Source organism: Humibacter sp., from assembly GCF_051954055.1.
In the GTDB taxonomy this organism is placed as follows: Bacteria; Actinomycetota; Actinomycetes; order Actinomycetales; family Microbacteriaceae; genus Humibacter.
In genome coordinates this window covers 22,340-37,666 of sequence record NZ_JBQCIE010000012.1, presented here as the reverse complement: position 1 = coordinate 37,666, position 15,327 = coordinate 22,340, and the positions used below count along the sequence as shown (strand labels likewise).

General features: G+C 67.6%; 16 protein-coding genes. 5 read left to right on the top strand and 11 right to left on the bottom strand.

Features of this window, described 5'->3' with window-relative positions:
• Both ACTHNC_RS01100 and ACTHNC_RS01095 read right to left on the bottom strand, forming a co-directional pair.
• A partial coding sequence (locus ACTHNC_RS01100; protein ID WP_440292739.1) for an ABC transporter ATP-binding protein occupies window positions 1-615 on the bottom strand: 615 nt, incomplete at its 3' end.
• Window positions 615-1,847 carry an ABC transporter permease gene (locus tag ACTHNC_RS01095; protein WP_440292738.1) on the bottom strand — a complete coding sequence of 411 codons (1,233 nt, stop codon included), beginning with the start codon at window positions 1,845-1,847 and terminating at the stop codon, window positions 615-617. The genes ACTHNC_RS01095 and ACTHNC_RS01100, both read right to left, overlap by 1 nt.
• 119 nt (window positions 1,848-1,966) lie before the next feature.
• Here ACTHNC_RS01095 and ACTHNC_RS01090 point away from each other — a divergent pair, with 119 nt between their 5' ends.
• The gene (locus tag ACTHNC_RS01090) at window positions 1,967-2,287 is read left to right on the top strand and encodes a hypothetical protein (RefSeq protein WP_440292737.1); all 321 of its coding nucleotides are present in this window, start codon (window positions 1,967-1,969) and stop codon (window positions 2,285-2,287) included.
• Window positions 2,288-2,323: 36 nt separating this feature from the next.
• On the opposite strand, the gene ACTHNC_RS01085 is transcribed toward ACTHNC_RS01090, so the two are convergent.
• From ACTHNC_RS01085 to ACTHNC_RS01075, 3 genes are all read right to left on the bottom strand, one after another.
• Entirely contained in the window at window positions 2,324-2,731 is a 408-nt protein-coding gene (locus ACTHNC_RS01085; protein ID WP_440292736.1) for an SRPBCC family protein, read from the bottom strand.
• A complete protein-coding gene (locus tag ACTHNC_RS01080) occupies window positions 2,728-3,060 on the bottom strand; it encodes an ArsR/SmtB family transcription factor (protein WP_440292735.1) in 333 nt (110 codons plus the stop codon). The genes ACTHNC_RS01085 and ACTHNC_RS01080 overlap by 4 nt, the downstream gene beginning before the upstream one ends.
• A 275-nt stretch (window positions 3,061-3,335) precedes the next feature.
• A complete protein-coding gene (locus ACTHNC_RS01075; protein WP_440292734.1) occupies window positions 3,336-3,473 on the bottom strand; it encodes a hypothetical protein in 138 nt (45 codons plus the stop codon).
• A gap of 249 nt (window positions 3,474-3,722) precedes the next feature.
• On the opposite strand from ACTHNC_RS01075, the gene ACTHNC_RS01070 reads away from it, so the two are divergent.
• Window positions 3,723-4,124, top strand: coding sequence for a MarR family winged helix-turn-helix transcriptional regulator (locus ACTHNC_RS01070; protein WP_440292742.1), 402 nt, complete (start codon window positions 3,723-3,725; stop codon window positions 4,122-4,124).
• Window positions 4,125-4,129: 5 nt separating this feature from the next.
• Window positions 4,130-4,981, top strand: a complete 852-nt coding sequence (locus ACTHNC_RS01065; protein ID WP_440292733.1) for an aldo/keto reductase — start codon at window positions 4,130-4,132, stop codon at window positions 4,979-4,981.
• Between the two features lie 15 nt (window positions 4,982-4,996).
• Here ACTHNC_RS01065 and ACTHNC_RS01060 read toward each other — a convergent pair whose 3' ends face one another.
• The 6 genes from ACTHNC_RS01060 to ACTHNC_RS01035 form a co-directional block, all read right to left on the bottom strand.
• Window positions 4,997-5,722: a gamma-glutamyl-gamma-aminobutyrate hydrolase family protein gene (locus ACTHNC_RS01060; protein WP_440292732.1), complete on the bottom strand. Its 726-nt coding sequence runs from the start codon at window positions 5,720-5,722 to the stop codon at window positions 4,997-4,999.
• On the bottom strand, window positions 5,719-6,501 hold the full coding sequence (locus ACTHNC_RS01055; RefSeq protein ID WP_440292731.1) for a 3-oxoacyl-ACP reductase: 783 nt from the start codon (window positions 6,499-6,501) through the stop codon (window positions 5,719-5,721). Before ACTHNC_RS01055 ends, ACTHNC_RS01060 begins: the two co-directional genes overlap by 4 nt.
• A 44-nt stretch (window positions 6,502-6,545) precedes the next feature.
• On the bottom strand, window positions 6,546-7,955 hold the full coding sequence (locus tag ACTHNC_RS01050; protein WP_440292741.1) for an aldehyde dehydrogenase family protein: 1,410 nt from the start codon (window positions 7,953-7,955) through the stop codon (window positions 6,546-6,548).
• A gap of 19 nt (window positions 7,956-7,974) precedes the next feature.
• Complete coding sequence (locus ACTHNC_RS01045) at window positions 7,975-9,321, bottom strand: glutamine synthetase family protein (protein ID WP_440292740.1); 1,347 nt, start codon at window positions 9,319-9,321, stop codon at window positions 7,975-7,977.
• 68 nt (window positions 9,322-9,389) lie between these two features.
• Entirely contained in the window at window positions 9,390-10,115 is a 726-nt protein-coding gene (locus ACTHNC_RS01040) for a FadR/GntR family transcriptional regulator (RefSeq protein ID WP_440292730.1), read from the bottom strand.
• A 32-nt stretch (window positions 10,116-10,147) separates the two neighbouring features.
• Window positions 10,148-11,719: an amino acid permease gene (locus ACTHNC_RS01035; protein WP_440292729.1), complete on the bottom strand. Its 1,572-nt coding sequence runs from the start codon at window positions 11,717-11,719 to the stop codon at window positions 10,148-10,150.
• A 142-nt stretch (window positions 11,720-11,861) separates the two neighbouring features.
• Here ACTHNC_RS01035 and ACTHNC_RS01030 point away from each other — a divergent pair, with 142 nt between their 5' ends.
• Both ACTHNC_RS01030 and ACTHNC_RS01025 read left to right on the top strand, forming a co-directional pair.
• Window positions 11,862-13,013: an AI-2E family transporter gene (locus ACTHNC_RS01030; protein ID WP_440292728.1), complete on the top strand. Its 1,152-nt coding sequence runs from the start codon at window positions 11,862-11,864 to the stop codon at window positions 13,011-13,013.
• Window positions 13,014-13,020: 7 nt separating this feature from the next.
• Window positions 13,021-15,318, top strand: coding sequence for an FUSC family protein (locus ACTHNC_RS01025; protein ID WP_440292727.1), 2,298 nt, complete (start codon window positions 13,021-13,023; stop codon window positions 15,316-15,318).
• Window positions 15,319-15,327: the final 9 nt, after the last annotated feature.

The following is a 15,327-nucleotide window of genomic DNA, read 5'->3' as shown; positions in this document are numbered from 1 at the left end:
GGCATCCAGGGCGAGTACCGACGCCGCCCGTTGCGCCTCGTCGAGGTACGTCGTCGCCATGACGACGGTAGTCGGGTGTCCGTCGGCGGTCGTGCTGCGTGCCGTAGCGCTGATGAGGCGCCACAGTTCCACACGGCTGACCGGGTCGACGCCGGTGCTCGGCTCGTCGAGCAGCACGAGCTCCGGGTCGTGCAGAATGGCGAGCACGAAGCCGAGCTTCTGCCGCATTCCCCCGGAGAGCGCGTGTCCCAGCCGGTGGCGAGCAGTCGAAAGACCTGCGCGGTCCAACAGCTCGGCGGAGCGGGTCCGGATGCTCGTGGCGGGCATCCCGTACGACCTCCCGACGAACTCGAGGTTCTCCTCGACGGTCAGGGTCGGCCACACGCCGGAGGTGGCCGGCTGGTATCCGAAGCGCGTGCGATCCAGGGTGCGGATGGTGCCGGCATCCGCTCGCAAGCGATCCGCGAGTACACGCAGCAGGGTGGACTTGCCTGCGCCGTCTCCGCCGACGATCGCCGTGACCTCGCCGGGAAGAGCGCGAAGCGACACGTCGTCGAGCGCCGTGACGCGGCCGAACCGCACGGTCAGGTCGGTGACGCCGAACGGGGCGGACATCACGCCGCCTCGGCCGCGTGCCGTGGCGCGGCATCCGCATGCTCGGGATGCCTGCGCTGCTTCACCGGCGAGATGCTGCGGCTCAGGCGAACGACGGCGAGGCCGAAGATGACGACGGCCATGACGGCGAGGATGACGAGCGGGAACCAGAGGGAATCCCAGCTGGCACCCCGGATCATGACACCCTGCGAGATCATCGTGAACCAGGTGAGCGGCAGGAAGTAGCCGATCCAGCGAACGCCGGCCGCCATCGCCGAGAGCGGGAAGATCATGCCGGAGAGCAGGATCTGCGGCAGCAGCACCATGAATGCCAGCTGGATCGCCTGCCCGGTTGTTCGCGATACCGAGGAGATCAGCACCCCGAGCCCGAGCACGACGAAGAGGAACAGCGCCGCCCCGACGATGAAGATCAGCGGGTTCCCGTTGAACGGAACGCCGAACAGCAGCAGTCCGAGCACGGTGATCAGCGCCATGTCGAAGCAGGCGAGCAGGAAGTACGGCGAGATCTTGCCGAGCACCACGGCGCTGGCCCGTAGCGGCATCACGGCGAGCTGTTCGAGCGTTCCCGCCTCGCGTTCGCGCACGAGGCCGATCGAGGTGATGATCGTGCCGATGAACGTGAGGATCAGCCCGATGATGGCCGGAATCATCACCCACGACGTCTTCAGGTCGGGGTTGAACAGCGTGGTGACCGTGAGCTGCATGGGCTGCACGCCGGATGCCTGCATGGGCTGCGCGCCGGATGCCTGCGAGCCGGACGCCTGGGCTCCAGATGCCTGGGCTGCCTTTGCCTGAGCCGCGGCCGCCTGCTGCGTGAGCTGCTGCTGCACCTGGGCGAAGATCGTCTTCGCCGACTGCGCCGCGAACAGGTTCGAGCCGTCGATATAGACGTGGGCATCCACGCCACCCGAAGCGGACGCACCGGATGCCTGCACCGCGTAGATCGCGACGTCGGCGCGGTCATTGCGCAGCTCCTCGCTGGCATCCGCTTTCGTCCCGTTCGCGTCTGTGGTCACGACGTCGAGGTGGTTCTTCAGCTGTGAGTTGTCGTCGATGAGCTTCGTGACCGTCGTCGCTTGGCTGCCATACACGGCCACCGAGAGGTGGTCCACGGTGAAGTTCGCCGCGTACCCGAAGATCACGAGCAGCAGCAACGGCATCACAATGAGCAGCGCGAGCGTGCGCCGATCGCGGCGTAGCTCCTGGAATTCCTTGAGCACGATCGCGCGCATGGTGACCTCCTCGATGCTCGATGAGCCAATAATTCATCGCGCGATGAATTGTGTCAAGCGGGGCTTGAAGAACGACACAGGTAGCGCGCCGCCGCTCCGACCTTCGGTACGGTCATCGCATGAGTGTGGTGCTGTGCGTGACGTTGTGGCCGAATGCCGGGCAGGAGGATGCCCTCGTCGCGTATGAGGATTCGGTGCTGGCACTGCTGCCGGAGCACGGCGCGCGGGTCGTCGCCCGCGTTCGGGCAGGCGACGACGATGGGACGAACGCGGGCGATGCGGCGTCTGCTGACGGGCATCCGTTCGAGACGCAGATCATCGAGTTCGCCGAGGACTCCGGACTGGATGCCTACATGCGCGACCCAAGGCGCACGGCGGCATCCAACGTGCGCGACAGGGCGATCGCGCGAACGGAGATCCAGCGCGTCACGCTCGTGTGAGGCGCTCAGGCTGCGGACGGGACCGACGCTAGGGGATCAGGCCCGCACCGCCGAGCTCAGACGATCGAGGCAGTCGTTCCAGCCCTGTTCGTGATCGACCGCCGTCTGCGCGCTCGAGAATCGCTCGTGCAGCAGATCGAGGGTGGTGCCGGCATCCGTCGGAGCGAGGGAGATCGTGACGAGGGTCTGTTCGTCATCGCCGTCCCACGCCCACGTGAACGACAACGACGTCGGCTCGTCGACAGCGACGTACCCGCCAGACACGGCCACCCCTGCCGCCACCCCGTCGATGCGATAGGTGCCGCCGACGCGAAGGTCGACTCGGCATTCGGTGCCGAACCGCTGCGGCCAGAACCAGGAGGCGAGCTCGTCCGGGTCGGTGAGCGATCTCCAGACGTCGCCGATCGGTGCGTGCAGTTCGCGGTGGATTCGGATCTCGGTCATGAGTCGTCCTTCGTCTGCAGGTGGTCGGCCAGCGCGTCGAGGCGTTCGTTCCAGAAGCGGTTCTGCTCCTCAATCCACTTCTGCGCCTCACCCAGCGCGCCAGGAACGAGGTGGCACGAGCGCACTCGACCGCTCTTCACGGTTCGAACGAGTCCGGCCGCCTCGAGCACGGCGATGTGCTTGCCCACGGCCGCCAGGGTGATGGTCGACGGATGCCGCAGCTCGCTCACCGTGCGCGTTCCGTCGCGCAGGTCCTCGAGCATCCTGCGGCGGGTCGGATCGGCGAGGGCCGCGTACACGGTCGTCAATGCCGAAGATCGCTTTACCATTTGGTTTAGTATTGCGAGCCGATTGCACTGGGTCAAGGGTCGGTTCGGACCGGTCCAGCGACGCCGACCCGCCCTCGTGCGGTCATCACGAATTCACAAGAAAAATAACGGAACGATAACTAGCGCCCCGTTACCTGTTCGTTATAGAGTGCAAGAGCACCGGCTGTTTGCTGTGGCGGTCGGTGTGGAATGTGATTGCAGGACACTCTTGGTGCAAGGGAGAGGGCCGGTCGTAAGCCTCTACGACCGGCCCTCGTTCTGTCTTGTGCCGAAGGTCAGCCGCTGTAGTGACCGTTCGTGAGCAACGTGATCACGAAACCGGCGGCGCCGAGCACGGCGAGACCGAAGGCGATCCAGACCCAGGCTCCGGATGCACCGGTCCGGGCGGGGTAGGTGGGGTGACGGTCATCCATGCCCCCAGGCTACAGACGATCGAGGTGAGAGCGCGGAACGCTTGCGTTCAGCGCCGAGCCGACTGAGCCTGTTGAGCGCGAAGCGCGAGCAACCGGGCCGCCTCGTGGCCCGGCCTTGACGGGGACGTTCGTCGGGGGTGAGCCGTACTCTGGAACGCGACGTCGTCGAGGCGCGAAGGGGGCGACACCGTGGCCAAGAAGTCCGCGATCAGTGCGTGGGAGTCGCTGTTCCGTGCCCAGGTGACGGTGATGCGAACGCTCAGCGCGGAGTTCCCGCGCGACGCCGACCTCAGCCTCACCGAGTACGACGTGCTGCACACCATCTCGAAGCAGGAGAACCGCAGCATCCGCATGCGCGATCTGCGCACGCAGGTGCTGCTCACCCAGCCCAGCGTCAGTCGTCTCGTCGACCGGCTCATCGAACGCGGACTGTTGTCGAAGTGCCCTGAGCCGGATGACGGCCGCGGCGCCATCGTTCGACTGTCGGATGCCGGCTACGAGCTGTACCGGCACTGCGCCGTGCAGCACGGCCGGTCGATCATCGACCACGTCGGCAGCGCGCTCACGCCGGAGGAACTCGCGCAGCTCGAGGCACTGTGCGAGAAGCTGCGCAGAAGCGTCGATGGTGCCGGGGCACCGCCGGTAGCGTAGCCACCATGCAGCAACGACCCCTCGGGGACCGCACCGTCAGCGCCATCGGACTCGGCGGCATGCCGATGTCGATCGAGGGGCGCCCCGACGAGAAGCGATCGATCGCCGCGATCCACGCCGCTCTGGATGCCGGCGTCACACTGATCGACACGGCGAATGCGTACCACGTCCATGCCGACGAGGTCGGTCACAACGAGGCACTCATCGCCAAAGCACTTCGGGAGTACGACGGTGACACGTCCGACGTACTCGTCGCCACGAAGGGCGGGCACCTGCGCCCAGGCGATGGGAGCTGGACCGTGAACGGCAATCCGGACTACATCCGTGGGGCTGCTGAGGAGTCACGTCGTCGCCTCGGTGTAGAGCGAATCGGACTGTACCAATTCCACAGACCCGATCCTTCCGTCCCCTACACCGAATCGGTCACCGCACTGCGCGACCTGCTCGACGATGGCGTGATCGAGATGGCGGGTATCTCGAACGCGAACGTCGAACAAATCGACATCGCGCAAGACGTGCTCGGAGGACGCCTCGTGTCGGTGCAGAACCAGTTCTCGCCGCGGTTCCGTTCCAGCCAGCCCGAACTCGACTACTGCACCGAGCTCGGCATCGCGTTTCTGCCCTGGAGCCCACTGGGCGGCATCGGCCGCAATGGTGCGGGGGAAGGATTCGAGGCGTTCCAAGACGTCGCGGATGCTCGTGGCGTGAGCCCGCAGGTGGTCACGCTCGCATGGGAGCTCGCGAAGGGACCGGGCGTGATCCCGATTCCCGGAGCGTCGCGTCCGGAGAGCATCCTCGACTCGGTCACCGCGGTAGACATCGAGCTGACCCAGGAGGAACTCGACCGCCTCGGATAACCGAGTCGCGCGAGCTCACCGAATGCGGTAGCGGCGGGCGGCGGCCACGAGGCCGGCGAACAGGCCCGCGTCGTCATGCTGCTCCGGATGCCACTGCACCGCCACCGCGAACCGCTCCCCCGGCGCCTCCATCGCCTGCAGCACTCCGTCGTCGTCGCGTGCCGCTGCGAGGAATCCCGGATGCTCCGCCACGGCCTGGTGGTGATGGCTCGCGACCGTGAAGTCGCCGGGGAGGAGGGACGCCAGTCGGCAGGCGGCATCCACGTGCACATCGGTGTCGGAGTAGGTGCCATCGGTCGCCGCGTGACGGGCGTGACCGATCGCATCGGGAAGGTGCTGGATGAGCGACCCACCGGAGTGCACGGCCATCACCTGCATGCCACGGCAGATTCCGAGAACGGGCAGGCCGACGCGCTCGGCGGCGTCGAGCAGGAGCAGTTCGCCGGCATCGCGGGCGTCGACCCAGCCCGTGACGTGCGGGTCGGGCTCCGCGCCGTAGGCGGCCGGGTTCATGTCCTCGCCGCCCGCGATGATCAGTCCGTCGAGGGCGGCAACGGTCGAGTCGGCGGCCTCCGCCGTGGCGAGCGGCGGGACGAGCAACGGCACACCTCCGGCACCGGTCACCGACTGCGCGTAGGCGGACGGCAGCAGGTCGCACTCGACGTCGCTCCACGTGCCCCACGACGCTGGGCGGTGGTAGGTGGTGATGCCGATGACGGGCATCCGTGCCGCTTCGCTCACTCGAAGTCGCTCTCCAGCGGCGTCACGTAGGCGTGGCTCAGGCCGCCGTCGACCAGGAACTCGGTTGCGGTGATGAAGCTCGACTCGTCGCCGGCGAGGAACGCCACGGCGTTCGCGATCTCCTCCGGCTCGGCGAACCGTCCCATCGGGATGTGCACGAGGCGCCTGGCAGCACGCTCCGGGTCCTTCGCGAACAGTTCCTGCAGCAGCGGTGTGTTCACCGGCCCCGGGCAGAGTGCGTTGACCCGGATGCCCTTGCCCGCGAACTGCACGCCGAGCTCGCGGGTCATCGCAAGCACGCCGCCCTTCGACGCGGTGTACGAGATCTGCGAGGTCGCAGCCCCCATGACCGCGACGAAGGATGCCGTGTTGATGATCGACCCGCCGCCCTGCTCGAGCATGTACGGCAGCACGGCCTTGCAGCACAGGTAGACGCTGGTCAGGTTGACCCGCTGCACGCGGTCCCACGCCTCGATGCCGGTCTTCAGGATCGAGTCGTCATCGGCCGGCGAGATGCCGGCGTTGTTGAACGCGATGTCGACCCGCCCGTACCGCTCCTTGGCGTGCGCGAACAACGTGTTCACGTCATCCGCGTTCGTCACGTCGGCGCGCACGAACGAGCCGTCCAGCTCGGAGGCGATGGCCGTTCCCCGCTCGGTGTCGAGGTCGCCGATGACGACCGTCGCGCCCTCCGCGTGGAACTTGCGCGCGGTCGCGAGGCCGATGCCGGAGCATCCGCCGGTGATCACGCCGACCTTGCCGTCGAGTTTGCCTGTCATCTGGTTGTTTCCTTTGCTGCTGTGCGTGGTCGAGCTCGGCGAGCTCACGATGCGATGAACACGTTCTTCACGTCGCTGAACGCGTCGGGAGCGTCGGGGCCGAGCTCGCGGCCGAGGCCGGACTGCTTGAAGCCGCCGAACGGCGTCCAATACCGGACGGACGAGTGCGAGTTCACCGAGAGGTTGCCGCTCTCCACGCCACGGGCCACCCGCAGGGCGCGGCCGACGTCACGCGTGAAGATCGAGCCGCTGAGACCGAAGTCGCTGTCGTTCGCCTGGGCAATGGCATCCGTCTCGTCGTTGAACGGCACGACGGCCACGACGGGTCCGAACACCTCCTCGCGCCATACCGGATCGGATGGCCCGCGGGGCACGACCACCGTCGGCGGGCACCAGAATCCGCCTGTCTCCACCGGTGCGGAGCCGGTGAACGCGATGTCGGCGTCATCCAGGTAGCCGCGAACGGTGTGCAGCTGACCGGACGAGATGAGCGGTCCCATCTGGGCTTCACTGTCGGCAGGATCGGTCACGCGGAAGTCGCGCACGGCCGGCTCGAGCAGCTCCATGAACCGGTCGTAGACGCTGCGCTCGACCAGGATGCGCGAGCGTGCGCAGCAGTCCTGCCCCGCGTTGTCGAACACGCCGCCCGGTGCCGCAGCTGCTGCCTGCTCGAGGTCGGCGTCGGCGAACACGATGTTCGCGCTCTTGCCGCCGAGCTCGAGGGTGACTCGCTTCACCTGGTCGGCGCAGCCGCGCATGATGCGCTTGCCCACCTCTGTCGATCCGGTGAAGCACACCTTGCGCACCAGGGGATGCGTGACGAACCGTTCGCCGACGACGGACCCGCGGCCAGGCAGTACGGTGAACACGCCCTCGGGGATGCCCGCCTCCAATGCGAGATCGCCGATGCGCATCGCGGTCAGCGGCGTCAGTTCGGCGGGCTTGAGCACCACGGTGTTGCCCGCGGCGAGCGCGGGCGCGAAGCCCCAGCCGGCGATCGGCATCGGGAAGTTCCACGGCACGATCACCCCGACGACGCCGAGCGGTTCGTGGAAGGTGACGTCCAGACCGCCGGCCACCGGGATCTGCCGTCCGAAGTGCCGCTCCGGAGCCGCGGAGTAGTAGTTCAGCACGTCGCGAACGTTGCCGGCCTCCCACCGCGCGTTGCCGATCGTGTGCCCGGAGTTCAGCACCTCCAGTGCCGCGAGCTCCTCGAGGTGGGCGTCGACCGTCGCCGCGAACGCGCGCAGCAGACGAGCCCTCTCGCCGGGAGCGACCTGTCGCCAGGAGGCGAACGCGTCGTGGGCGCGGCGGATGGCGACATCCGTCTCCTCGAGTCCGGCCAGCGGCAGCTCGAGGAAGGCTCGCCCGTTCGACGGATCGATCAGCGTCGTGCTGCCGCCGCCGGAGTAAGCCGAGGACGGCAGCCCGGATGCCGGCGCTTCGTGGTGCATGTCGGTCAGGGTCATCTCTTCAGAGTCTCTCGAAGCCGCGGCGCAGCTCCCAATCGGTGACGGCGGCATCGAACGCGGCCAGTTCCACGTCGGCGTAGTGCAGGTAGTGGTCGATCACGTCGTCGCCGAACGCCTCCCGCGCGATGCGCGAGCCGGCGAGAGCGTCGCGGGCGTCGCGCAGAGTGGCGGGCACACGCGGGGCATCCGCCGTGTACGCGTTGCCCGTCGTCTCCGGTTCCAGCTCCAGCTCGTGCTCGATGCCGTACAGGCCGCCGGCGAGCATGGCCGCCAGCGCGAGGTACGGGTTCACGTCGCCGCCCGGCAGCCGGTTCTCCACGCGTGCACCGGCCCCGTGCCCGACGAGTCGCAGGGCGCAGGTGCGGTTGTCCAACCCCCACGCCACCGCGGTCGGGGCGAACGACCCCTCCGCGAAGCGCTTGTACGAGTTGATGTTGGGCGCGTAGAACAGCGTGAACTCGCGCGTCGTTGCGAGCACGCCAGCAATGAAGTGGTCGTAGAGCGGAGTGCGAGCGCCGGTCGACGCGTCCCAGAACACCAGATCGCCGTCCAGTCCGCGCAGCGAGAGGTGCAGGTGGCACGAGTTGCCCTCGCGCTCGTTCGGCTTGGCCATGAACGTGATGGACTTGCCGGCCTGCGCGGCGATCTGCTTCGCGGCGAGCTTGTACACCGAGTGGTTGTCGGCCGTGACCACGACCTCGTCGTACAGGAACGCGATCTCGTGCTGCCCGAGGTTGCACTCGCCCTTCGCCGACTCGGGGTTCAGTCCAGCCTCGTACATGGCATTGCGGATGCTCCGCAGCAGCGGCTCAACCCGGCTCGAGCCGAGCAGCGAGTAGTCCACGTTGTACTGGTTCGCCGGCGTCAGCCCGCGGTAGCCGCGGTCGAACGCATCCTCGTAGCTGTTCTCGTATACGACGAACTCCAGCTCGGTCCCGGCCAGCGCGGTCCAGCCGTGCTCGGCGGCTTGCCGCACCTGGCGCTTCAGGATGGAGCGAGGTGACACGCGGGCATCCTCGCCGTTCATCCACGTCAGGTCGCACTGCACGAGCGCGGTCTTCTCCAGGTGCGGCAGGCGGCGGATGGTCCCCCAGTCGGGCACGAACACCATGTCGCCGTACCCCTGCTCCCAGGAGGAGACCGCGTAGCCGTCGACCGTGTTCATGTCGACGTCGACGGCGAGCAGGTAGTTGCATCCCTCGGTGCCGTGCTCGACCACGGTGTCGAGGAAGAACCGGCCGTGCAGCAGCTTGCCCTGCAGCCTGCCCTGCATGTCGGTGAACCCGAGGATGACGGTGTCGATGTCGCCGGCGTCGATCGCCTCGCGCAGGCTGTCGAGGGTGAACATCCGTTCGTTGCGCGGATGCCTCGCCGCGGCACTCGTGCCGACGCTCGCGGCGCCGTCTGTCAGCGTGGTCACGGGTGAAGTCCTTTCAGCAGCGCCGCTGTGGCGTCGCAGTGTTTCTCCATGGTGGTTCGTGCGGTCTCGGCGTCGCCGTCGATGATGGCGTGCACGATGCGGGCGTGCTGCTCGTCGGAGCTCACGATGTTCGTCGCCAGGAACGGGATCTCCGACAGGTACTCGTGCACCCTGGTCTGCACCCAGCCGACCGCCTTCGAGAGCTTGGGCGATCCGCACGCCGCCGCGACCGCCAGGTGCAGGCGGGCGTCGGCCTGGCGGTAGAGCTCCGGCACGCTGCTCGTGTCGAAGTCGGCCAGCGCGGCGAGCAGCAGCTGCCTCTGCTCGTCACCGATGCTCGTGGATGCCGCCGTCTGACAGGCACCGGGCTCGACGACCCGTCTGAAGACGAGAAGATCGTCGAGCTCGGCGCGGGACGGGGAGACGGAAACCCCCGAATCCGTGCGCGGTCGGGCCGCCCCCGCGTGCCCGACCACCGATCCCCCACCCCTGCCTCTCGTCGTCGTCACCATGCCGGCAGCACGCAACGCACTGATCGCCTCGCGCACCGTGGAGCGGGACACGTTCATCCGGACCGCGAGCTCGCGTTCCGTGGGCAGCTTGTCGCCTGGCCGGAACACTCCGAGCTGGATCGCCGAGCCGAGTTGCTCGACGCACGATTCGAAGGCCATGTGGTCGCGCACCGGCTGCAGCACCGCGTCGACGAGAGGGGTCTGTGTCATCGTCATGGAGCCTGCGCCATCCCTTCCGTCGGTCATTCCTCCAGAAGTCTGTCGGCGGCGAGAGTCAGATGCTCGGATTCCTCGCGGCTCATGAAGTGACGGCGTCCGCGGCCGTACCAGAGCGCGATCGCGAGGACGGCGACCACCACGACGGCGATCGGCGCGTAGTTGAACGTGTCGACGGTGATCGGCGTGACCGGCGGAAGCACGAACAGGATGCAGATGAGGATCACCCAGCAGACCGCGATCCATCCCACCAGCGGGCTCCACCTGCCCAGGTGCCATGGCCCGGGCACGAACTCCTTGTTCAGCCGTCGCAGCAGCACCGGCGTCACGTACGCGATGTACAGCCCGATCACGGCTATCGAGGTGACCGCGAGATAGGCCGTGTTGTTGAACAGCGCAGGCACGGTGAGGATCACCGACAGGCACACGCACAGCCACACCGAGTTGGTCGGGGTTCCGCTGCGCGGGTTCACCTTCGACCACCAGCGCGATCCCGGGATGGCGTTGTCACGCGAGAAGGCGTAGCTCATACGCGAGTTCGCGGTGACGGATGCCATGCCGCAGAAGAACTGCGCCCCGCACACGATGAAGAGCAGGAACTTCGCCATCGTCGGGTTGTTCAGCGCATCGAGGAAGATCTGCGCGGGCGGCAGCCCCGTGCTCGATGCGGCCAGCTTGTCCAGGCCCGCGCTCGTTCCGTTCTGGATGGCCGCGGTGATCGAGTAGAGCAGGATCCAGCCGCCGATGATCGAGATCACGACGCTCATCACGATGCCCCTCGGCGCGGACCGGGCAGCGCCCTTCGTCTCCTCGGCAACGTGCGCGGAGGCGTCGTATCCGGTGTACGTGTACTGCGCCATCAGCAGACCCATCAGGAACACGTACGGGGCGAACGAGAACCCGGTCGAGTTGTGCCAGGCCGTCATCGTCCAGGTGAAGCTCTGGTGGTGCGTCGGGAGGATCCACAGGACGCCGACGATGATCAGCACGCCGACGATGTGCCACCAGGCGGAGACGTTGGAGAGGATGCTCACCAGCTTCACGCCGAACGTGTTCAGCAGCCCGTGGATGACGATGAGCACCACGAACGTGAGGAACGTGCCGAGGGCGGTCGGCGTGATGCCCCACACGAGCGCCGCGAACGCGTTCATCGTGGTCGCCGCTCCGAAGTCGATGGCCGCGGTCACCGCGACCTCGCCGAGGAAGTTGAACCAGCCCACGAACCACGCCCACTGACGCTTGTTCTTCTTGGCGAGGCGCCCGGCCCAGAAGTACAGGCCGCCTGCGGTGGGATACCTGGAGCACACCTCCGCCATCGCGAGAGCGACGAGCAGCACGAACACGCCGACCAGCGGCCATCCGATGTTGATGGCGGCCGGTCCCCCGGAGTTCAGTGCGATGGCGTACGAGGTGATGCATCCCGCGAGGATGGAGATGATCGAGAACGAGACCGCGAAGTTCGAGAAGCCGGACATGCCGCGGTGCAGCTCTTGCTTGTAGCCGAGTTTCGCCAGCGCCGCGGCGTCGGCATCCAGCACCTCGTCCACATGCGCGTCGGAGTCGCCGGGTTCCTGCCCAGCCAGTGTGTCTTCGGTCATGACGGTGTCACTGCCAATCGGGTCGGGGGGCCGCGTCGTCGTCGACGCGTCGATCGCGATTCTTGCGCTGCCCGACCACTGCTGTCAATGGTCGGATGTTAGACCTTTAGGATGCTCGACCTCGCGCCCGTAGAGTGTCGCCATGACGGGTGCGTCCGATCACACCGAGCATGAAGCCGAAGCAGCATCCGAAGCCGCCGACGCGGCCGCGTTGCGCGCCCACGAAGCCGTGCCGTCGCGCACCTTCTGGGCCAACCTCAATCATCCGTTCGTCGTCGGCTTCTCGCTGACGATCGGCGGCCTCGCGGCGTTCGCCGTCGGCGTCGCGTTCTCGAACCTGTCGACGATCATCATCTACATCGTGTTCGCGCTCTTCGCCGCGCTCGGGCTCGACCCGGTCGTGCGCACGCTGGAGCGGCACAAGGTGAAGCGTCCGTGGGGCATCGTGATGGTCTACACGGCATTCGCGCTCATCCTCGTCGGCGTGCTGTGGCTCATCGTGCCGACGATGGTTCGGCAGATCAGCCAGTTCGTGAACAACATCCCGCAGACCATCACCGCGTTTCAGCACTCGGACTTCTACAGCTGGCTGCAGTCGAACTTCGGCGACCAGGTGTCGAACATCACCGATCAGATCAAGAACTTCCTCGCCAACCCGGCGAACATCGCGGCCATCGGCGGCGGCGTGGTGAAGGTCGGGTTCACGATCGGGTCGGTCATCTCCGGCGTCATCATCGTGCTCGTGCTCAGCCTCTACTTCCTGGCGACGCTGCCCGCCATGAAGGCCGCGTTCACGCGTCTCGCACCGGCGCGCAACCGCCGCACCGTGTCGTCGATGATGGAGCAGATCTCGTCGGGAATCGGCGGCTATCTCGGCGGGATGGTCGTGCTCGCCTTCTGCAACGCCGTCATCGCGTTCCTGCTCTACCTGTTCCTCGGACTGCCCTTCCCGCTGCTCATGGCCGTCGCCGCGTTCTGCATCACGCTCATCCCACTGGTCGGGTCCGTGCTCTTCTGGATCGCCGGCACGATCATCGCGTTGTTCAGCAGCCCGATCGGCGCCCTGGTGTTCGCGATCATCTACATCGTGTACATGCAGATCGAGGCATATGTCCTCACGCCGCGCGTGATGAACCGGGCGATCGCGGTGCCGGGAGCGCTCGTCGTGATCGGCGCGCTGGTCGGCGGCACACTGCTCGGCCTGCTCGGGGCGCTCGTGGCGATTCCGGTGACCGCGAGCATCCTGCTGATCATCAAGCAGATCCTCATCCCCCGGCAGGACGCCAAGGTCTGATGGCGCCGTGCTGAACAGCTCGTGGGCGTGGTTCAAGCGCCACGATCCCGACCTCGGAGCCCTGCGAAGGGCGGGACGAGCGGCGATCGTGATGCCCGCCCTCTTCGCGTTCGGCTTCTACGTGGTGCGCAATCCCGACTTCTCCCTGTTCTGCGCGTTCGGGTCGCTCGCGATGCTGCTCTTCGTCGGCTTCGGCGGCACGATCAGGGAACGTCTCCAGGCGCAGCTCGCTCTCGCCATCGCCGGCGGCGTGTTCGTGTGCCTCGGCACGCTTCTGGCCGCTCCCGCGTGGCTCGGGGCGCTGTCGATGGCGGTGGTCGCGTTCGTGGTGCTCTTCGTCGGGACGGTGAGCGATGTGCTCGCCTCGGCCAGCACCGCGCTTCTGCTGACATTCATCCTGCCGGTCTCGCTCCCCGGCGGCATCGAGACCCTGTGGCCACGCCTGGCCGGCTGGGGAACCGCGTCGTTGGTGGGGTTCGCCGCGATCGCCCTGCTCTGGCCGGCGCCCGTTCGGATGCCGCTACGCACCAGCGCGGCCGAAGCGTGCAGGGCGCTGGCCGCTCGGTTGCGGGCGGATGCCGAGTTCGTGCTCAGCGGACGCAGCGAGGCGGCGGGGGAAGAGCGCGACCGCGCCGCCACTCGAGCGGATGCCACGGTCGAGGCGTTGCGGGCCATGTTTCTCGCCACCCCGTATCGGCCGACGGGCCTGAACACGCCGGCTCGCACCGTCGTGCGGCTCGTCGACGAGCTGTACTGGCTGCAGGCGGTCGTCGCCCAGTCCGCCTTCGTGCCGCGGCTCACGTTCGCCGGCTCTGACGCCGTCTACCGGGATGTCTGCCAGTCGAAGATCACGGCCGCCGATGTGCTCGAGCGCGGCGCGGACATCCTGTTGAGCCACGGGGCTGCCACCGCCGAGTTGGAGGAGGCACTGGCACGGCTTGCTGACGCGCGCGCCGCCGTGGCCGAACGCGCCCTGACCGGCCTGCCCGCCAGGGCTGACCGGTCGGACGGCACGGATCAGGCGGACCGCTTCGTCTCGGCGCTGGATCCGGGTTTCCGGGCGCAGGAGCTGAGCTACGCGGTGTCGCAGGTCGGGCGGAACATCGCGCTGACCGCAGCGGCCGAGCGCCGCAGCTGGTGGGACAAGGCGCTGGGAAGGCAGCCAGGTGACCTGATCGGAACGTTCAGCGCCGGGCTCGAGCGCGCACGTGCACAGCTGGAATGGCATTCGGTGTGGTTGCACAACAGCATCCGCGGAGCAGCAGCCCTCGGCGTCGCCGTGCTACTGGCGGACCTGACCGGCGTGCAGCACTCGTTCTGGGTCGTGCTCGGCACGATGTCGGTGCTGCGGACGAACGCGCTGAGCACGGGACAGAACGCGCTGCGCGGAGTGATCGGCACCGCGGTCGGCGTGGTACTCGGCGGTGCGTTGCTGGCCGTGATGGGCACGAACCCTGTCGCCCTGTGGATCGTGCTCCCCGTCTCGATGCTCATCGCGGGGGTGGCGCCGACCGTGATCTCGTTCGCGGCAGGACAGGCCGCCTTCACGCTCACGCTCGTGCTCCTGTTCAACATCATCGAGCCCGTCGGCTGGAGCGTCGGCCTCTACCGCATCGAAGACATCGTGCTCGGCTTTCTGGTCAGCCTGTTCGTCGGCCTGCTGTTCTGGCCGCGCGGAGCCGCGGCCGCACTCCGCGGGGCACTCTCGGAGGCGTACTCGAGCCTGGCGGACTACCTGTTCGCGGCGGTGGCGTTCGGGGTTGACCGATGCGATGCGAGCGTGGCCAAGCATCCACTCCCGGCGACGGAGGCCAGACGCACGGCCGCGGCATCACGCAGGCTGGACGACACGTTCCGCACCTATCTCACGGAGCGCTCCACTCGTCGCGTGCCGCTGGCCGAGGCATCCGCCGCCGTCGCCGGTGTTGCCGCCATTCGGCTGGTGTGCGACGCGATCGTCGACATGTGGAGCGACGAGGATGGCACGACCCAGGGCGATCGCGCGCGGGCCAGGCGTGCGCTCGAGGCGTCGTCGGCCGTGCTGAGCCAGTGGTGCAGACAGCTGGGCGCCAGCCTCCTGCGGCGCGATGAGCCGCCGTCGGCCCCTGAGCCCAGTCCCGTTCTGACGAGTGAGCTGATCGACTCGGTGCGTCTCGACCTCAGTGACGAGTCGGGCAAGAGCACGCCGACCGCCGTGCGCATCGTCTGGACCGGCGACTATCTGGATGCCGTCCGCAGGCTGCAGGCCCGGATCGTGGCTCCGGAGCAGCCGGGCGAGCAGCGCGCGGCCGCGCAGCCCCGCTGAGCGGCTCGA